17 protein-coding genes are annotated in these 18,836 nt (G+C 71.7%); 6 read left to right on the plus strand and 11 right to left on the minus strand.

Annotated features, from left to right (window positions below):
- Nucleotides 1-204 precede the first annotated feature (204 nt).
- Complete coding sequence (locus ACIBAG_RS15970; RefSeq protein ID WP_399105441.1) at nt 205-1,212, minus strand: zinc-binding alcohol dehydrogenase family protein; 1,008 nt, start codon at nt 1,210-1,212, stop codon at nt 205-207.
- A gap of 150 nt (nt 1,213-1,362) precedes the next feature.
- Between ACIBAG_RS15970 and ACIBAG_RS15975 the strand changes: the two genes are divergently transcribed.
- Both ACIBAG_RS15975 and ACIBAG_RS15980 read left to right on the plus strand, forming a co-directional pair.
- On the plus strand, nt 1,363-2,166 hold the full coding sequence (locus ACIBAG_RS15975; RefSeq protein ID WP_399105298.1) for a VOC family protein: 804 nt from the start codon (nt 1,363-1,365) through the stop codon (nt 2,164-2,166).
- 47 nt (nt 2,167-2,213) lie between these two features.
- Nucleotides 2,214-2,894: a ribonuclease H gene (locus ACIBAG_RS15980; RefSeq protein ID WP_399105300.1), complete on the plus strand. Its 681-nt coding sequence runs from the start codon at nt 2,214-2,216 to the stop codon at nt 2,892-2,894.
- A 25-nt stretch (nt 2,895-2,919) separates the two neighbouring features.
- Here the strand turns inward: ACIBAG_RS15980 and ACIBAG_RS15985 are convergent, their stop codons facing one another.
- Nucleotides 2,920-3,744, minus strand: a complete 825-nt coding sequence (locus ACIBAG_RS15985; protein ID WP_399105302.1) for a tyrosinase family protein — start codon at nt 3,742-3,744, stop codon at nt 2,920-2,922.
- A 32-nt stretch (nt 3,745-3,776) separates the two neighbouring features.
- Nucleotides 3,777-4,151 (minus strand): tyrosinase cofactor, encoded by a 375-nt coding sequence (locus ACIBAG_RS15990; protein WP_399105304.1) that lies wholly within the window; start codon nt 4,149-4,151, stop codon nt 3,777-3,779.
- Between the two features lie 342 nt (nt 4,152-4,493).
- Here ACIBAG_RS15990 and ACIBAG_RS15995 point away from each other — a divergent pair, with 342 nt between their 5' ends.
- Complete coding sequence (locus ACIBAG_RS15995) at nt 4,494-5,720, plus strand: FAD-dependent monooxygenase (protein WP_399105306.1); 1,227 nt, start codon at nt 4,494-4,496, stop codon at nt 5,718-5,720.
- Here the strand turns inward: ACIBAG_RS15995 and ACIBAG_RS16000 are convergent.
- A complete protein-coding gene (locus ACIBAG_RS16000; protein ID WP_399105308.1) occupies nt 5,713-7,404 on the minus strand; it encodes a cholesterol oxidase substrate-binding domain-containing protein in 1,692 nt (563 codons plus the stop codon). The genes ACIBAG_RS15995 and ACIBAG_RS16000 overlap by 8 nt on opposite strands.
- 136 nt (nt 7,405-7,540) lie before the next feature.
- Between ACIBAG_RS16000 and ACIBAG_RS16005 the strand changes: the two genes are divergently transcribed.
- Both ACIBAG_RS16005 and ACIBAG_RS16010 read left to right on the plus strand, forming a co-directional pair.
- A complete protein-coding gene (locus ACIBAG_RS16005; protein WP_399105310.1) occupies nt 7,541-8,524 on the plus strand; it encodes an aldo/keto reductase in 984 nt (327 codons plus the stop codon).
- Between the two features lie 82 nt (nt 8,525-8,606).
- Entirely contained in the window at nt 8,607-9,089 is a 483-nt protein-coding gene (locus tag ACIBAG_RS16010) for a DUF6328 family protein (protein ID WP_399105312.1), read from the plus strand.
- 69 nt (nt 9,090-9,158) lie between these two features.
- On the opposite strand, the gene ACIBAG_RS16015 is transcribed toward ACIBAG_RS16010, so the two are convergent.
- Together ACIBAG_RS16015 and ACIBAG_RS16020 are read right to left on the minus strand one after the other, a co-directional pair.
- Complete coding sequence (locus ACIBAG_RS16015) at nt 9,159-10,202, minus strand: hypothetical protein (RefSeq protein ID WP_399105314.1); 1,044 nt, start codon at nt 10,200-10,202, stop codon at nt 9,159-9,161.
- Nucleotides 10,203-10,325: 123 nt separating this feature from the next.
- Nucleotides 10,326-11,297 (minus strand): LLM class F420-dependent oxidoreductase, encoded by a 972-nt coding sequence (locus ACIBAG_RS16020; RefSeq protein WP_399105316.1) that lies wholly within the window; start codon nt 11,295-11,297, stop codon nt 10,326-10,328.
- 116 nt (nt 11,298-11,413) lie between these two features.
- Between ACIBAG_RS16020 and ACIBAG_RS16025 the strand changes: the two genes are divergently transcribed.
- Nucleotides 11,414-12,850 (plus strand): serine hydrolase domain-containing protein, encoded by a 1,437-nt coding sequence (locus ACIBAG_RS16025; RefSeq protein ID WP_399105318.1) that lies wholly within the window; start codon nt 11,414-11,416, stop codon nt 12,848-12,850.
- Here the strand turns inward: ACIBAG_RS16025 and ACIBAG_RS16030 are convergent, their stop codons facing one another.
- The 5 genes from ACIBAG_RS16030 to ACIBAG_RS16050 all read right to left on the minus strand — a co-directional run bounded on the left by ACIBAG_RS16030 (nt 12,851) and on the right by ACIBAG_RS16050 (nt 18,827).
- Nucleotides 12,851-14,446 carry a serine/threonine protein kinase gene (locus tag ACIBAG_RS16030; protein ID WP_399105320.1) on the minus strand — a complete coding sequence of 532 codons (1,596 nt, stop codon included), beginning with the start codon at nt 14,444-14,446 and terminating at the stop codon, nt 12,851-12,853. It abuts the gene before it with no gap.
- 156 nt (nt 14,447-14,602) lie between these two features.
- Complete coding sequence (locus ACIBAG_RS16035; protein ID WP_399105322.1) at nt 14,603-15,562, minus strand: threonine/serine dehydratase; 960 nt, start codon at nt 15,560-15,562, stop codon at nt 14,603-14,605.
- A gap of 162 nt (nt 15,563-15,724) precedes the next feature.
- Nucleotides 15,725-16,813, minus strand: coding sequence for a polyprenyl synthetase family protein (locus ACIBAG_RS16040; protein ID WP_399105324.1), 1,089 nt, complete (start codon nt 16,811-16,813; stop codon nt 15,725-15,727).
- Nucleotides 16,810-17,946, minus strand: a complete 1,137-nt coding sequence (locus ACIBAG_RS16045; protein ID WP_399105326.1) for a tetratricopeptide repeat protein — start codon at nt 17,944-17,946, stop codon at nt 16,810-16,812. The genes ACIBAG_RS16040 and ACIBAG_RS16045 overlap by 4 nt, the downstream gene beginning before the upstream one ends.
- Before the next feature lie 203 nt (nt 17,947-18,149).
- A complete protein-coding gene (locus ACIBAG_RS16050) occupies nt 18,150-18,827 on the minus strand; it encodes an AIM24 family protein (protein ID WP_399105328.1) in 678 nt (225 codons plus the stop codon).
- Nucleotides 18,828-18,836 lie beyond the last annotated feature (9 nt).

Below are 18,836 nucleotides of genomic sequence, written 5' to 3' on the forward strand. Positions count from 1 at the left end.
GCCGCAGGGGCAACCGGATCAGGGCGTGAAAGGGGCGGCTTCAGGCCCAGGAGGTGCAAACCTGCCGCATGGGGCAGCGGACACACCGTGAGTGACCCCGCTCCTCTCCTGTGCCCCCGCACGCCTGTGTGCCGCCGCTCCGGACCGGTGGTCACGGCCGAGCGGCGGCGCTCACACCAGGTCGTCACTCGCGCGGGGCGGCCCTCACGCCAGGTAGTCCACCAGCACCGCCGCACCGTCGAACCGGCCCGCCTTCAGGTCCCGCAGCGCCTGGTCGGCCCGGGACAGGGGATAGGGGTGTGTGGTGGCGTGTACGCCGTGCTCGGCGGCGAGCGCCAGGAACTCACGGCCGTCCTCGCGCGTGTTCGAGGTGACGCTGCGCACCTGCTTCTCGTAGAAGAGGTCGGTCTCGTAGCGCAGCGCCGGGACGTCGCTGAGGCGGATGCCCGCGATCGCCAGCGTGCCGCCCCGGTCGAGGGCCCGCAGCGCCACCGGCACCAGGTCGCCGGCCGGCGCGAACAGGATGGCGCTGTCCAACGGCTCCGGAGGCAGCTCGGTCGCGTCCCGCGCCGAGGCGGCCCCCAGGTCCAGCGCGAGCCTGCGGGCCGCCGCACCCCGCGTCAGCACATGCACGACGGCGCCCTCGGCCAGCGCCACCTGCGCACACAGATGGGCACTGCCCCCGAAGCCGTACAGCCCGAGCCGCCCGCCCGGAGGGAGCGCCGCCCGCCGCAGCGCGCGATAGCCGATGATCCCCGCACACAGCAGCGGCGCGAGCGTCACGTCGTCGACGCCGCCCGGCAACCGGTAGGCGAACCCCGCCGGTACGGTCGTGTACTCGGCGTAACCGCCGTCGGCGTCCCACCCCGTGTACCGCGACGCCGGGCACAGGTTCTCGGCGCCCCGCGCGCAGTACGCACACGTGCCGTCGGTACGCCGGAGCCAGGCCACGCCCACCCGCTCCCCGACGTCGAAGCCGTGCACCGCCGCCCCGAACCCGGCCACCACGCCGACGACCTGGTGCCCGGGGGTCACTCCCGGCCGGTGCACCGGCAGATCCCCTTCGGTGACGTGCAGATCCGTACGGCACACCCCGCACGCCCGCACCCGCACCAGCAACTCGTCGTCGCCCGGCACCGGCACCGGCTTCCCGACCAGCCGCAGGGACCCCGACTCGACCGGGCCCGGCTCGGCCACCGACCACGCGCGCATCGTCCCGCAGGCCATCCCGTGCCCCTTCGACGCCCGGCCGCCCTCTGACCCCAGTTTCGAACGGAATCAGCCATTCGGCGCGCGACCGGACTTCCGGGTGACTAGCGTGAGAATCCGGACAACTCATCGATCCGGGAGAGGGCCGCAGACATGGCCGCGAAACCTGAAGGAACCCCCATCTGGGCCGACGCGATGTTCAGCGACATGGAGGGGGCCAAGAGCTTCTACGGCGATGTCCTCGGCTGGACGTTCGGCGAGGAGTCGTCGGAGTACGGCAACTACACGCAGGCCTACGCGGGCGGCAAGGCCGCCGCCGCGGTCGTCCCGCCCATGCCGGGGCAGGAGGGCATGTCGCAGTGGTGCCTGTACTTCGCCTCCCCCGACGTCGCCGCCACCGCGGGAAAGATCCGCGACAACGGTGGCGAGATCCTGATGGAGCCGATGGCCGTCGGAGAGTTCGGCAGCATGTGCCTGGCCCGCGACCCGGGCGGCGTCGTCTTCGGCGTGTGGCAGGCCGGCACCCACGAGGGCTTCGAGACGGCGATGGACGACCACGGTGGCTTCTGCTGGGCCGAGGTCTTCACCCGTACCCCGGAGAAGTCCGACACCTTCTTCCCCGCCGTCTTCGGCTACGGGCAGCAGCAGATGGAGGACGACGCGATCGACTTCCGCCTCTACACCCTCGGCAAGGACACCATGGCCCTGGGCCGGATGACGATGACCGAGGAGTTCCCGCCCGAGGTCCCGCCGTACATCAACGTCTACTTCAACGTCCCCGACTGCGACGACGCCGTGGCGAAGGCCACCAAGCTCGGCGGAGTCCTGCGCTTCGGCCCGATGAGCAGCCCCTTCGGCCGCTTCGCCGCGCTGAGCGACCCGCAGGGCGCGAACTTCTCGGTGATCGACACCAGCACCACCGAGGGCGACATGCCCAAGCTCAGCGACGTCTCCTGACCGGCTCCGTGACCGGGCGCCCGGCCCGCCCATGGCATGATCGGCACATGCGTGAACGTGTTGTGGCCGCGTGCGACGGGGCTTCGAAGGGAAACCCCGGACCGGCGGGCTGGGCCTGGGTCGTCGCCGACGACAAGGAAACGCCGACCCGTTGGGAGGCGGGCCCGCTCGGCCGGGCCACCAACAACGTCGCGGAACTCACCGCGCTCGAACGCCTGCTCACGGCGACCGATCCCGGCGTGCCGCTGGAGATCCGGATGGACTCGCAGTACGCCATGAAGGCCGTCACCACCTGGCTGCCGAACTGGAAGCGCAACGGCTGGAAGACGGCCGCCGGCAAGCCGGTCGCCAACCAGGACCTGGTCGTGCGCATCGACGAACTGCTCGCCGGCCGCACGGTCGAGTTCCGCTACGTCCCCGCCCACCAGGTCGACGGCGACCCGCTGAACGACTTCGCCGACCGCGCCGCCAGCCAGGCGGCCAGTGTCCAGGAGCCCGCGGGCAGCGGCCTCGGCTCACCTCAGCCGCCGCCCGCCCCGGACACCCCGCCGGCCAAGGCCCCGCGCCGCAAGGCCGCGGCCCCCCGGAAGAACGGCAGTTCCTCGCGCACCATCAAGGCCAAGTTCCCCGGCCGCTGCGTCTGCGGCCGCGGCTACGCGGCCGGCGAGTCCATCGCCAAGAACGCCCAGGGCTGGGGCCACCCGGAGTGCCGCACCGCGGAGGCCTGACCCGGGGCGGGCCGGGGGCGGTGGCTCAGGCCGCGTCGAAGGTGTAGTGCGCGGTGTGGTCGAGCAGATCGGCGGGACGGGTGTCGTTCCACGGCTTCATCGTGTCGTTCAGGTCGACCACGTTCGGCGTCCCGGCGGCGGGCACATAGCCGGAGCCGGGGTGCCGCCGCTGCCAGTCCGCCCACAGCTTGTCGATGTAGGCGTGGTGCAGCCAGAACACCGGGTCGTTGGGCGACACACCGGTGGCCATCTGCCCGCCGACCCACACATGGACCCGGTTGTGCAGGTTCACGCCCCGCCACCCCTCCAGGTGGTTGCGGAAGCCGTCCGACGCGCTGTTCCAGGGCGCCATGTCATACGTCGGCATGGCCAGCACGGACTCCACCTCGGCCCGCGTCGGCAGTTCGCGCACGGCCGCGCCGAGTGAGCGGCGCAGAAACGTACGCCCGTCCACGCGCACGTTGATCGGCCAGTTGCCGGTCGACGCGGCGAACGGCCCGTCCAGCACCTGTCCGTCGCGGGCGCGCCCGGTGCCGCCGAGGAAGTCGGGCGCCCACAGCGAGGACCGTATGGAGCGGTCGGTGCTCCAGTCCCAGTAGGGCAGCGCGACCGAGGCGTCCACCTGCTGCAGCGCACGCTCGAAGTCGAGCAGGAATCTGCGGTGCCAGGGCAGGAAGGACGGTGAACGGTGGCCGGTGCGCTCGCCGTTGTCGGTGTCGCCGACGATGAAGGCGTTGTGCGTCGTGACGAACTCGTCGTAACGGCCGCTGCGCTTCAGCTCCAGGACGGCGGAGACGAACCGCCGCTTCTCGTCGGCGGTCAGCAGGGCCTGGTTCTTGCGGACGGTCATGGTGCGGTGCTCCAGAGTGCGGGTGGTGCGGGTCAGTTGGCGGGGAAGGGGAGGAGTGCGGCGCCCCGCAGTTCGTCGACGGCGGCCCGGGCGGCGGCGCGCGGGGTGGGCACCGGGTCGTAGTGACTGACGACGCTGATCCAGGTGCCGTCGGCATTGCGCATCACATGCAGCTCCACGCCGTCGATGAACACGGCGTATCCGCCGCCATGGTGCTGATGACCGCCGACCGAGGCCGGCCGGCCCTGTATCCGGCGGCCCTTGTAGACCTCGTCGAAGGACGCCGGGGAGTGGTGGTCGTCGTGCCCGGCCGCGGACGCACCCGGGGCGGCGACGGTCTGGACACCCGCAGCGGTGGCGAGGGCGGCCGCGGCGGTGAGCGCACGGCGACGGCTGAGTTGTGGCATACGGAACTCCAAAGTTCGTTCGAATGACGACTCCGCATGCCTATCGGGCGGGACGAGAGAGGGAGAAATCGGTCGGTAGTGGTTGGCTCCGATCCGGACAAGTACCCACATGTCGTGCAAGCTTGAACAAAGATGATCTTGCTGTTCACGAGGGCCCCGAGTCGCCGGAACGGGGAATTCCTTCTCCTGGAGATCGCGATCCCGGTGATCCTTCGCGGGTGACCGCGGTCGCAGTGGTCTGTCTCACCTGCTGAAACTGGCGCGATTCGGAACGCCGCGGTGCGAGGTGCCCGCCCTGCTACCCTGCGCATTCGAAATGTCCGATTTTGGTAACGCCTGGGAGTGTGTGTGAAGGTCGCCTGCGTCGGCGGCGGGCCCGCCGGCCTGTACCTCTCGATCCTGCTGAAGCTGCGCGACCCGTCCCACGAGATCACCGTCCACGAACGCGACCCGGAGGGCGCCACCTACGGCTGGGGCGTCACGTACTGGCGCGAACTGCTCGACACGCTGCACGAGCACGACCCCGAGTCCGCCCGCGCCATTGACGAGAGCTCGGTCGGCTGGAGCGAGGGAGTCGCCCACGTACGAGGCCTGACGACCCGTCGGTCCGGCGACGAGGGGCGCGGCATCGGCCGCCACCGGCTGCTGGAGATCCTCGCCGCCCGCGCCCGCTCGCTGGGCGTCCGGCTCGAATTCGAGTACCGGATCGCACCGGAGAACCTGCCCGACGCCGACCTGGTCGTGGCGGGCGACGGCGTCCACAGCGCCCTGCGCGGGCGCCACACCGACCACTTCGGCACCCGGATCGGAGCCGGCCGCAACCGCTACACCTGGCTCGGCACCAGCAAGGCCTTCGACGCCTTCACCTTCGCCTTCGTCGAGACCGGGCACGGCTGGATCTGGTGCTACGGCTACGGCTACGGCCCCGATGCCGGCACGTGCGTCGTCGAATGCGCCCCCGAGACCTGGACCGGCCTCGGCCTCGACACCGCGAACGAGGCCGACGCACTCGCCCTGTTGGAGAAGCTCTTCGCCGACGTCCTCGACGGCCACCCCCTCGCCGGCCGCTCCGGCGCCGACGGCGGCGCCCAGTGGCTGACCTTCCACACCGTCACCAACCGCACCTGGCACCGTGACAACCTCGTCCTCATCGGCGACGCCGCCCACACCACCCACTACTCCATCGGCGCCGGCACCACGCTCGCCCTGCAGGACGCCATCACCCTCGCCGGCGCACTGCACGAGCAGCCCGCCCTCCCCCAGGCTCTCGCCCGCTACGAACAGGAGCGCCGACAGGCACTGCTGCCGATCCAGAGCGCGGCCCGCCACAGCGCCCAGTGGTACGAGAACCTGCCCCGCTACATCGACCTGCCCCCGCACCGGATGTTCGCGCTGCTCGGCCAGCGCCACTCCCCGCTGCTGCCGTACCTGCCGCCCGAGCTGTACTACCGGATCGACAGGGCGACCGGGCAGCTGGAGGTGCTGCGCCGCCTCAAACGCCGGCTGGGACCGAAGGTCGCAAGCGCCGTGCACGCCAGGGCGTCGCGGAGCCGGCCGGGTCTCACCTGAACAGCCGGTCGAGAAAGGCGTTGCCGAACACGCCATGGGGATCCAGCCGGTCCAGGATCGCCGAAGCCTCCCGCCAGCCGGCCTCCCCGAAACTGCCGGGCACGACCGAGCCCAGCACCTCACCGTCGCTCCAGGCGGCCTCGTCCGTGTAGGCCCAGCCCTTCGACCACTCGACCCGGGGCATGGCGTACCCGCCGTCGAAGGCAGTCAGCACGAACTGCTCGATCTCGCGCAGGAAGGCCTCCGCGTACGGCGTCCCGGGCAGCGTCAGGATGTTCAGCCACACGGCCGTGTCCCATTCGGGACGGTCCTCGCGAGGTCGCAGGGCCGACAGCAGCGGCGTCCGCGCACCGTCCGTACCGACGTCCGCCGGTTCGTCGAGGCCGGTCACCCGGATCTCCAGCGAGCCGTTGACCGGGAACCGCCCCCGCGCGGCGTACGCCGTGAGCCGCTCCCGGTAGAAGGACGTGAACTCGGCGACCACGCGCTGCACTCGGGCCCGGCTCGTCAGCACCGCGCAGCCGTTCGTGGCGATCCTCAACGTCGTCGGCCGCAGGTACAGCAGCGTGTTCTTGGACGGCCCCCAGATGTCCGCCGACAGTGTCGCCACCAGTCCGAGCGCGGCCACGTCGTACTGAGCGTTGCCCAGCACCGGTGCCAGGTACCAGGCCCCGTCCGACACCATGCGCCCGACCAGGTCCGCCACCGGCCGCGGGACGTTGTCGGAGAACGGGTAGTTGTACGGCGTCCGCACCGGCCGCGACGTCAGCGGCCGGGTGGGGGAGACGCTCCACACCTTCAGCCAGGGGAACTCGGTGAAGGCGAACCAGATCGCCTCGACCCTGCCTGCCCGGTCCAGGAAGCTCTCGAAGGTGCGTCCGTCGGTTCCGGGCGCCGCGAAGAGCTCGGCGGCCGGGATGTCCGTACGACTCACGCACCGCAGGTCGGTGTTCGCGCCCACGCGCAGCACGACCTCGGTCACCAGGGAGCGGCCGAGATGAGTGAGCAGCGCCGCGCAGTCCGCCTCGTCACGGTCGTAGGTCCGCAGCACGTACGCGCCCCTGGCCTCGTCCCAGACGACCGCCGTCAGCGAGAGCACGAGATTGCTGAGCGAGCCGTACGTGTGCCCGGGCAGCCGCCGTTCGCCCCGCGCCGGTACCGCGGTGCCGTGCGCGTCGACGGCCAGGGCGCCGCCCAGGGTGAGGTTGCCGGGCGCGGGTACGGCGGTCACGCCGAGGCCGTGCTCCTCCAGGCGGGTGAGGAGGGCCTCCACGGTGACGCCGGTGCCGACACGCACCGCGTCCGGCGACTCCAGGGACAGGCCGGTGAGATGCCGGGCGGTGTCGACGAGCAGGACCGGCGTGTCCGACGGTGTCCCCCGGGGGATCGTCAGCGGTGACCAGCCGTGCGAGGCGCCCCGGGCGCGGACCCTCCAGCCGTGCCGCCAGGCCCAGTTGACGGCGGCGACCACCTGGTCCGGGGTGGCCGGTGCGCAGGCCCACAGCCCGTCCGCGGTGATCTCGCCGACCCAGTTGCGGTACGCGGAGCGGTACAGGGCCACATCCGCCGGGAAGTCCGGCAACTCCTGTGCCGCGACGGCGGGATCGGCCGGGATCAGGGTCGGTAGGGCGGCCAGGGCGGCGGCGGTGCGCAGGAACCCCCTGCGGCTGAAGTCGTCGATCACAGGCCCAAGCTAGGATCGCCCTGACGGCAAGCGCTTGCCCGTCGAGCCGATTCACTCTTGTGGGTGATGGATTCCCGATGGGCGGAGCGGAGGGGCCTGTTCCGCGCGCGTGCGGGACCAATGACACACTTACGCCATGGACGAGCGTGTAATCGGTAGGTTGGGCCGTCGGGCATCCGTCGTCGGACTCGGCACATGGCAGCTGGGTGCGGACTGGGGAGACGTCGACGACAGGCAAGCCCTTGCGGTACTGGACGCGGCGGTCGAGTCCGGGGTGACCTTCTTCGACACGGCCGACGTGTACGGCGACGGGCGCAGCGAGCAGACCATCGCCACCTTCCTGCGCGGCAGGCCCGAGCTGGACATCTTCGTGGCGACCAAGATGGGCCGCCGGGTCGACCAGATCCCCGAGAACTACGTTCTCGACAACTTCCGCGCCTGGAACGACCGTTCCCGGCGCAACCTCGGCGTGGACCGCCTCGACCTGGTCCAGCTGCACTGCCCGCCGACGCCCGTCTACTCCACTGACGAGGTGTTCGACGCCCTGGACACCCTAGTCGAGGAGGAGCGCATCGCGGCGTACGGCGTCAGCGTGGAGACCTGCGAGGAGGCGCTGACCGCGATCGCCCGGCCCGGCGTGGCCAGCGTGCAGATCATCCTGAACGCGTTCCGTATGAAGCCCCTGCGCGAGGTGCTGCCCGCCGCCCAGGAGGCGGGTGTCGGCATCATCGCCCGCGTCCCGCTGGCCTCCGGCCTGCTGTCGGGCAAGTACACCAAGGACACCGTCTTCCCGGCCAACGACCACCGCACCTACAACCGCCACGGCGAGTCCTTCGACCAGGGCGAGACCTTCTCCGGCGTCGACTACGACTCCGGTGTGGAGGCGGCCGCCGAGTTCTCCGCCCTCGCCCCCGAGGGCTTCACCCCGGCCCAGCTGGCGCTGCGCTGGGTCATCCAGCAGCCGGGCGTGACCACCGTGATCCCGGGCGCCCGCTCGCCCGAACAGGCCCACGCCAACGCGGCAGCCGCCGCGCTGCCGGACCTGTCCGACGAGACGCTCGCCGCCATCCAGGACCTCTACGACCGGCGGATCAAGGACCAGGTCGAGCACCGCTGGTAGCCGCCTGCGGCCCGGGAGCGGCGCCCCGCCGCTCCCGGAGCCCCGTCGTTTGAGGCCTCAGCGCCGGGGTTACCCGGCTCGCATGGCCGAGAGGGACAGACGGACGGGACGCGACGAGACCGCGGACGAGCGCGCCGACCGTATGTGGGGCGAGCTCCTCCAGGAGGTCCGGGTGGCCCAGATGGGCGTCCAGATCCTGTTCGGTTTCCTGCTCACCGTCGTGTTCACGCCGAAGTACGACACGCTCGACGGCACCGAGCAGACCATCTACATCGTGACCGTCGTCCTGGGCGCCGCCGCCACCGGCGCCCTGATCGGTCCGGTGTCCCTGCACCGTCTGGTGTCCGGGCGGCGCATCAAACCGCAGGCGGTGACGTGGGCCTCCCGGCTGACCCTCGTCGGCCTGATCCTGCTCCTCGCCGTGATGGCGTCCTCGCTCCTGCTGATCCTGAGGGTGGCCACGCACGACGGCTATGTGCCCTGGCTGGTCACGGGCGTGGTCGTCTGGTACCTGCTGTGCTGGTTCGTGCTGCCGCTGTGGACACGCCGCCGCTACACGGAGTGAGACGCTACACAGAGTGAGTGGCGCACAGGGTGAGCGGCGGCGCGTCGGCGGAACGAGGGACGAACGCGGCTACTCCGGTCGCGCCGAGCCCGCGGGTGCCCCGCGCAGCGCGGCGATGCATGTGGCGATGGCCTGCTGGAGCTCCTCCAGGTGCTGGACCATGTCGTCCTCGGCGAACTCCTGCACATCGTCGAAGGTCAGCTCCTCGAAGACCTTCGTCGCCCGCTGCAGGCTGTTGTAGAACTTCGTCCGCCGCTCCTGCACGCGCAGTTCCGGATCGGCCTCCACGGCCTCGACGACGAGCGACTTCATGGTGCCGTAGGCCTCGGTGGCCCAATCACCGGCATCCTCGTCGTCGTCCAGCTCGTCGATGAGCGACAGGTGCCGCTCGGCCTCCTGGCGCAGGTCCACCGGAGCGTCGACGGTCTGCCCGGCGGGCGTCTTGATCTGGCCGGACTCGGCGATCTGGCGGACGTAGTCGATCCGTTCGGCCGCCCGGCTCTCGCCGGCCACGGCCTTCTTCAGCTCCTCGGTGCGGACCACGTCCCGCGCCAACTCGGCTTGCAGCTCCGGGTCTTCACGGACCCGGTCGAGGAGCGCCTGGCGGGCCGCGCGGGCGGTCGAGGGGTCGGCGAGGATCGCGGCGCGCAGCGCGGTGGGGTTCTCGGCGACCTCCAGGGCCTTCGTCGGGCGGATGCCCTCGGCCTCGGCGGCCTTGGCGATGGCGGTGCCGCGCTCGGAGGTGGCGCTGTTGCGGGAGACGTAGTAGCTGAGCCACACGTCGGCGTCCGGCAGCTGGACCTCCTGGCCCGGCGCGAGCGCCTCGAAGTGCGGGACGAGGCCGTCGTCGGCGGCCCGGTCCCAGGCCTTGTAGTAGCGCATGACGCGCTCGGGAGAGCACCCGGCGAGCTCGGCGAACTCCTTCGCGGACACCTTCGGCGTCTCGCCCGCGCTCTGGCCGCCGGGCCGCACGCTGCGGGCCACCATCAGGCCGAAGGCCCACCCTCCGGTCCGCGCGTAGACCCCGAACTCGCGCGCGTCCCGCGCCACGAGGTCGGACAGCGGGGTCTCGGGCGCGGGGGACGTCTCGGGCGGGACGAACGCAAGGGTCACGGGCGACTCTCCTGTAGGGCTGCTCGGTCGGCACAAGTGCAGACAGGCAGCTTATGGCACCCGTGGACGGCGCTGTCGCGCTGTCGCGGTGTCCCCGCGGCGCCCGGTGCGCTGGGCGAGCGGTCAGCCGAGAGCGTCCCGCAGGGCGGGCAGCAGCGTGCTCCTCGCCCAGTCGATGTAGGGGATCTGCTCCTCGCCGCCGATCTGCACCAGGGCGATCTCGGTGAACCCGGCCTGCGCGTACGGGCGCACGGCCTCGACGAAGGTGTCCGGGTCGTCGCCGCACGGGATGGACTCGGCGACATCGTCAAGAGTGACGAACTGGGTCGCCGCCTCGAAGGAATCCGGGTGCGGCAGCTCCGAGTTGACCTTCCAGCCGCCGCCGAACCAGCGGAACATGGAGTGGGCGCGCTTGATCGCGCTGTCGCGGTCGGGGTCGTAGCAGACCGGCAGTTGCCCGACGCGCGGCTTGCCCGCGCCGCCGTGCCGGTCGAAGGCCGCCAGCAGGTCCGCCTTGGGCTCCGTGGCGATCACCAGGTCGCCGAGCCTGCCCGCGAGCTCGCAGGACTGCTCCCCGGACACCGCGATCCCGATGGGCGCCGGCCGGTCCGGCAGGTCCCACAGGCGGGCCGACTCCACGTCGAAGTGCGTGCCGCGACGGTTCACATGGCCGCCCTCGAAGAGTGCCCGGATGATCTCCACCGCTTCCTCGAGCATCTCGTGCCGCACGTCCACGGACGGCCAACCGCCGCCGACGACATGCTCGTTGAGGTTCTCGCCCGAGCCGAGCCCCAGCCGGAACCGGCCCTCGGACAGCAACTGCATCGTGGCCGCCTTCTGCGCCACCACGGCCGGGTGATAGCGGAACGACGGACACGTCACATAGGTCATCAGCGGAATCCGGGACGTGGCCTGGGCGGCGGCGCCGAGCACACTCCACGCGTACGGCGAGTGACCCTGCGATGCCAGCCACGGAAAGTAGTGGTCGGAGGTCACGGAGAAGTCGAAGCCCGCCTCCTCGGCGCGGACCAGGTGGTCCACCAGCTCCCGGGGGCCGGCCTGCTCGGTCATCATTGTGTATCCGATCTGCACCATGCGGGCCGAGTCCCCGGCCCGCAGGTGATGAAAACGGGACGGACGGGGTGCGCCGCCGCGGTTCGCGGTGCGAAACTCGCTCGCTCACCGAACGAGTGCCGGGAGAGGATGCCCGTATGCCTGCTCGCCCTCTGCCCTCGAGCACCCCCGCCGCGCAGGGCGTCGACGCCTGCGGTGTCCTCGCCTTCCTCGACGCCCTCGACTCCGCCCCCGACATCGAGCCGCACAGCCTGATGATCCTGCGGCACGGCCACCTCGTCGCCTCCGGCTGGTGGGCGCCGTACACGCCCGAACGCCCGCACCTGCTCTACTCGATCAGCAAGAGCTTCACCGCGACCGCCGCCGGAATCGCCGCCGCCGAGGGGCTGATACGGCTCGACGACCCGGTGATCTCGTACTTCCCCGAGCTCGACGCCGACATCACCGATCCGCGCAGCCGCGCGATGCTCGTGCGGCACGTGGCGTCCATGGCCAGTGGCCACGAGAGCGACACCCTCTTCGACGCGCGCGACCTCGACCGCGAGGACCTCGTGCGCGGGTTCCTGCTGATACCGCCAACCCGCGACCCGGGCACCGTCTTCGCCTACAACCAGCCCGCCACCTTCACCCTCTCCGCCATCGTGCAGCGCGCCAGTGGCCAGTCGCTGACCGAGTTTCTCCGGCCCCGCCTGCTGGACCCGCTCGGCATCGGCGACGTGTCGTGGCTGTGCGACCGCAGCGGCCGGGAGCTCGGCTTCAGCGGGCTGCACGCCACGACCGACGCCGTCGCCAGGCTCGGCCAGCTGTATCTGCGGGGCGGGGTGTGGGAGGGCGAGCGGCTGCTGCCCGAGTGGTGGGTGACCGAGGCCACCCGTCCGCAGATCCCGAACGCGGGTGTCATGCCGGGGGGCGACTGGCAGCAGGGGTACGGCTTCAAGTTCTGGATGTCCCGGCACGGCTACCGCGGTGACGGCGCGTTCGGCCAGTTCTGCATCGTGCTGCCCGAGCAGGACGCCGTGATCGCGACGACCGCGGACACCTGGGACATGCAGGCCCTGCTGAACCTGGTCTGGGAGCATCTGCTGCCCGCGTTCGGGCCCGCGCCCGTGACCGGCGGCGAGGCGGCGGACGAGGCCCTGGCCGAGCGGCTGGCGGGCCTCGCGCTGCCGCCCGCGGCCGGCAAGCCCGCACCGCCCGAGCAGGCCGAGGCCTGGACCGCCGCCGCTTTCACCCCGGACGGCGGGGTCTGCGGCCACGTGCCCGGGCTGACCGCCATCGACCTCGAGCAGCACACGGACGGCTGGACGCTGACGCTCACCGAGGACGGCCACCCGCTGCGCGTGCGGCTCGGGGAGACCGGGTGGACCGTCGCCGAGGAGCCGGTGCCCACCGCGGTGAGCGGCGGGTGGACCGACCCGGACACTCTGGTCGTGGACCTGGCCTTCCTGGAGACGCCGCACCACCTCGATGTGAGGTGCTCGCTCAAGGACCGCACGTTCAAGGCGAGTTGGCGCACGGATCCGCTGCACGGCCTGCCCCTGCGGGCGATGCGGGCAGCCCGCGCGTCGGTCTGATCAGTCCCCGGGCACCCGGAAGGTCCGCAGGAAGACCTCCAGGGCCTCCTGGTTCCCGGGGTCGTCCCAGTCGCCTTCCGGGGTCGTCCAGCGCAACGAGTAGCCACGGTGCTCGGCGATGAGGAAGCCGCGGCCGAAGGTGCGCACCCGGGTGCCCTCCTTCTCCGAGAGCCACTCCATGTCGGCGGCCCGGTATCCCTGGTACGTGGTCGCCTCGATCTCGCCGATCCGCCGGAAACCGCTCCACTCCTCCAGGCCCGGCTCGACGTCGTCGCGCCACACGGCGACGGGGTCCGGGCCAAGGCGCTCGCTGTAGGTGATCGCCAGCTTGCGCGGATCGCCGTCGGCGCTGAAGAAGACCCGGTACGCCAGGTCCGAGGCGCGCTGGGTGCGCAGCGGCTTCCATCCCTCGGGCAGGGCCACGGAGAAGCCCTCCGGTGACTCGTACGTCCGGTAGCCGTCGGGCAGGGCCGGGTCCGTGGGAGAAGCGGTGGGCGTGCCTGCCTCCGTCGGCTCCTGGGTGGGGGTCGGGCTGCCCGTGGGGGTGGAGGGGGCGCCGGTCGGCGTCCCGGCGGTGGCCGACGGACCGGGCGCGGTGCCGGCCGCCGACGGGTCCGAGTCGTCGGGCCGGCCGTTGGTCACCACGAGTACGGCGGCCGCGACGCTGACCACCGCCAGGGCCGTACCGACGACCATGGCGCGTCTGCCCCAGGCCGGCCCGACGGCGCACCGACCGCGCACGCGGGCGCGCGGCATCTCCTGCAGGGCGGCCTCGGGGTCCTCGTTGAGGACACGCACGAACGCGTCACGGACCACCGGTCTGCTCAGCCGCTCCCGGGAGTCCTTGCGCAGCAGCCCCTGCACGGCCTGGGTGAGCGGCCCGGCACGCACCGGGGCGCGCAGCGGAAGCCGGTCCACGCCCTTCAGCGTGGCCTCGGGCCGGTCGCGTTCACGGTACGGCGGGCGCCCCTCGACCATCGTGTAGAGGATCGCGCCGAGCGCCCACAGGTCGGAGGCCGGGCCGATGCGCTCGTCGCGGGCCTGTTCCGGCGAGGCGTACGACGGCGCGGCGACCCGGGGTGCGAGGGTGGCGCCGGCCAGCCCGAAGCCGGTGACGACGACGGAGCCGTCGTCGCGCACGAACACCTGGCCCGGGCTCAGCTCGCCATGGGTGATGCCCGCGACGTGTGCGGCCTCCAGCACGTCGAGCAGCTCGAGGCCGATGCGGGCGGCCCGGACATAGTTGAACGTGCCCTGCTGGGCGAGGAGTTCACTCAGGGGCGTGCCCTCCACCCACTCGGTGACGATCCACAGGCTCCCGGACTCCTCGACGGCCGCGAGAACGGTGGCGACCCGGCCCGGACGCAGCAGCCCGATCCGCTCGGACGTTCGCAGGATCCGCGACGTCGCCCGGCGCCGGTCGTCCGGGCCGGTGTCGTCGGGCAGCCCGATCTGAGTGAGGAGGCACGTGTGTCCGGTCTCGATGTCCTCGCCGTAGTAACTGACGCGGTTCGTCTCGCGATGGACGACATCGACGAGCCGATACCTTCCGGCGACCAACTCGGCTGTGGAGACGCGCGCCTTGACCATGGCCATCCCTCGCTGAACCCCTGGCTCTCATTTCTCACAGGAAGTACGAGAGGTGTGGCGCGAAGCGTTCAATGAAATCCACAACTAAAGGGCGGCTCTTTTCCGTTGTTTCTTACGCGTGAGTAAGAAACGGAAAACCCATGGGAATTGAGCCGAGGGGCTTCAGTGGAGACCGAAATCCGCCGTCCAGCGCAGCATGTCCGAGGTCGTCGCGTTGCCCCCGCACACGACGAGCCCGAGGCGTGCGCCCTCCCCGACCCGCTCCCGAACCCGTCGTGCCGCGGGCAGCAGACAGCCGGCGGCGGGCTCGGTCCACACCTTGGCGTGTTCGGCGAGGTCGAGCACACCGCGCACCGCCTCCCGGTCCGGGACCACGAGCACCTCGCCGACGAGGGCGGACACATGCTCGTACGTCAGTCGGGACACGCTCGGCGCGCTCAAGGTGGTCACGATCGACGACAGTGTCACCGGCACCGGCCCGCCCGCCGCCAGTGCCCGGGACATGGCCTCGGCGCCTTCGGTCTCCACACCCCAGATCCGCACGTCCGGCCGACGGGCCCGCAGCGCCACCGCGACGCCCGCGACGAGGCCTCCGCCTCCGACGCTGACGAGCACGTCCGTGAGTTCGCCGGCGTCCTCGGCGAACTCCAGGCCGACGGTGCCCTGACCGGCGATCACCACGGGGTCGTCGAAGGGGTGGACGAGCGTCAGCCCTTCGTCCCGCAACCTCGTGACGAGCGAGAACGCGCTGTCCATGTCGTCGGTCAGACGCACGGATGCTCCGGCGTTCCGGGCGATCTCGACGGCGCGGGCGGGCGCCGAGCGCGGCATCACCACCGTGGCCTTCACATCGAGGGCGGCGGCCGTCATCGCCAGGGCGATTCCGTGGTTGCCGCCGCTGACCGCCACGACTCCGGCGGCGCGCTGGGCGTCGCTCAGCGAGAGCAGCTTCGCCGTCGCCCCACGCGCCTTGAACGAGCCGGTGCGCTGGAGCAGTTCGAGCTTCGCCGAGACCGGGACGCCGAGCAGTTCCGTGAGGCCCGGGCTGGGTACGGTCGGGGTGCGTACGACGTGTCCGGCGATGAGGCCGGCCGCGGCTTCGATGTCCGAGATCCCGATCAAGGCAGTCACCCTTCCGGCGCGGGGCGGTGATCCGCACCGCTTCGCACCCTGACGCGGGACCCGGTCCCGGTCAACTCGGTCACTCGGCGCGCGCCACGGCGATGCGTCGATCACCGCCGCACGGCGTGGACGCCGTCCGTCCCCGAGTCGCTGACCGAGCTGTCACACATCGCGCCGCACAAGGAAGTCGATCAGTGACCTGAGCTCGCCGGCGGCCCCTGCCTCGAGCGGCACATCGGCGAGCGCCGCCTCAGCGGCGATCACATGGCGCCGCGCTTCGGCCAGCGCGGCCGAGCGGCCTCCCGACTCCTCGATCAGCGTGGCCGCGTCGGCGGGGTCGGCGGCCGACTCCAGCAGGGCGGGGAGACGGCCGGCAGCGGGGGAGTCGAGCGCGGCCAGTACCGGGAACGTCTTCTTCCGCTCCCGCAGATCGCCGTGCACGGGTTTGCCGGTGACGGCGGGGTCGCCCCAGATGCCCAGCAGATCGTCGACCACCTGGAAGGCGACGCCCAGATGTCGTCCCGCACGGTCGAGGGCGGCGACGCAAGCGGGTGGCGCACCGCCGAGCAGAGCACCCAGTGCCGCCGCACAGCCCAGCAGGGAGCCCGTCTTGTGCTCGGCCATCGCCCGGTACTCGGCCGGCCGGACCCGCTCCGGCCCCGTCCACGCACGCGCGGCGAACAGCAGGTCGTCCGCCTGACCGCGCACCAGGTCCTGCAACGCCGCGGACAGCAGCCGCACCGCCCGCGGACCCGCCGGTGCCTCGGCGAGCGTCTCGACGGCCAGCGCGAACAGGGCGTCGCCCGCGAGAACGGCGGGTCCTGTGCCGTACGCCTGCCACACGGTGGGGCGGCGGCGCCGGATCGTGTCACCGTCCATGATGTCGTCGTGCAGCAGGGAGAAGACGTGCACCAGCTCCACCGCGACCGCCCCGGGCACCCCGGCCTGCCCGGGAGCACCGGCCGCCTCGGCGCCGAGCACGGCCAGCGCCTGCCGTACGCCCTTCCCGCCGGGGGCGGCGGCCGGAGCGCCGCCCACCTCGCACCAGCCGAAGGAATAGGCGGCCATCTCACCGACCCAGGGATGCATACGTCCCACGGCGTCACGCAGCGCGGGCCGCACCAAGGCGCGGCAGCGGCCGAGGACCTGGCGGACGTCGGCTGCGGGCGCCGACGAAGCGAAAGTGTGCGTCGGCGAGCTGTTCTGATGGGCGTCGAACGGAGTCCGCACCGCCGAAGGGATCGCCGTCACCGTGCGGTCACCGCCCCGGCACGAGCACCGGCACGGGCACCGGTACCGGTACCGCTACGGGCACCTGCCACGGCCATCCCCGCCGCGTCCTCCTGCCCCTCAGAGCCCTCCCCGGCGCCGAACTCCTCCTGCGCCCGGGCGACCATCTCCCGTGCGTGTCGCAGCCCGATCCGTTCCAACACCCTCGCCAGCTCGGCCAGTTCGGCCGCCGTCTCGGCCAGATCGCGCCCCAGCCGGGCCCGCGACTTGACCAGCCCGAGCCGGGACAGTGCCTCCCCGCGCGGCTCGCTCATGGCACGGAACTCCGTGAGCGCCAGCTCGTACATGCCGCGGGCCTCGGCGTAACGCCCGGCGCGGTAGAAGACGTTGCCGCGCATCTTGTGGTTGTAGGCCAGCGCGCTGGACAGCTTCATGGCACGGCAGACGGCCTCGGCCTCGGACAGCAGACCCAGCGCTCGCTCCGTGTCACCGTCCCGGACGGAGACGATGTCGGCGAGCCCGCGCAGCGCCCAGGCGTGACCCCGCCGGTCCTCGGCCCGCGCGGCGATCTCGGCGGCCTCCTCGAACAGGGCGTACGCGGTGTCGTACGACCCGGTGTTGCGATGGATCTGGGCGATGCCCTCCAGCGCCCACACCGTGTGCCGCGCCTCGCCGCGCCGCCGGGCCTCGGCCAGCAACTGCTCGTGCAGCCGGTGGACGGCCTCGTAGTCGCCCTGGATCCGGCCCGTCTCCGCCAGACCGGCCAGCGAGTAGCCCCGTACGACGATGTCGCCGCCGCGCTCGCCGAGGTCGGCCGCGAGCTGCAGCAGCCGCCGGGCCAGGGGAAAGGCACCGCGCTGCCGGGCCAGGGTGCCGCCGCTCCACAGCGCCCAGGCCATCGCCCCGGTGTCGCCGGCCTCCCGGGCGGCACGGTAGCTGGCCTTCCACGCCCGGTCCGCGTCACCGACCTGCCCCAGTCGGCGGTGCGCCTCGGCGACCGCGAGCCCCGAACGCGCCGCCTCGCCATGCTGCCCGGCCCGCTCGGCCGCCGCCAACTGCTCGGTACCGGCGGCCAGTACGTCGGTCAGCGAGGAGTTGACGGACAGGGTGGTCAGGGCGCCCTGGTACTCCGGGGCGAATGCCTTGCCGTACATGTATGCCTCTCGATCCGGTATACACGCCATCTATACGCGGTGTGTATACATGGAGGGTATAGTGCGTCGAAAACCAGCCCTGGCCCAAAGGGCCAGGGCGTCAGCTGTGGACGATCACCTGATGTTGTTCGCTTGTTGTCGATCAAGACGCCGGTTGGGCGGACCGGGTTGCTCGTGAGGCGCAGATCACCTCACGGGAGGCGTCAGTGCTGCTGGGCCTTCGGCGGCGTCGCCTCACTCGGGCGCACGACGACGTAACCCTGGCCCTGCAGCATCAGCTGCACCGCCTCCCCGGAGCCGCCGCGCAGCATCGAGCCCAGGGACTGGGAGCGGTGCAGCGAGGTCTGCAGGCCGGCGGTCCAGCCGACCACCGCGTCCGTGTCGACGTACACCGGGTACTCGGGTGAGACGGGGATCACCAGGGGATTGCCCTCACAGACCAGCCCCAGCCTGCCCTGACCCGAGAAGACGCTGTTGAACAGGCCGCCACCGGCGATGCCCGAACCCTTCACCGTCGCTATCCGGTACGACAACGAGGCGTCGAAACACAGGACGTTGCGGCCGTTGACCGTGAACTCGTCCCCGGGATCGACGTCGACGACGAAGCAGTTCTGCGCCTCGTGCGCGAACCAGGCCTCGCCCTGCCCGCGCACCGCCATCAGCGGCAGCCCCTCACCGGTCACGGCTCGCTTGAGCATGCCGCCCACGCCCTGGCCCTTGCGCTCGAACTGGAGGTTGCCGCGGTAGGCCACCATCGCGCCCTGGCGGGCGTGCATCTCGCCGTTCACCGCGTACTTGATGCACTTGGCGTTCTCGATCGTCATACCCGGCGCCGTGGCCGGCTGGACCATGTGCTCGCTGGAAAAGAGGTCACCCTTCATGGGGGCATC

The sequence above is a fragment of the Streptomyces sp. NPDC051243 genome, from assembly GCF_044455405.1.
In the GTDB taxonomy this organism is placed as follows: domain Bacteria; phylum Actinomycetota; class Actinomycetes; order Streptomycetales; family Streptomycetaceae; genus Streptomyces.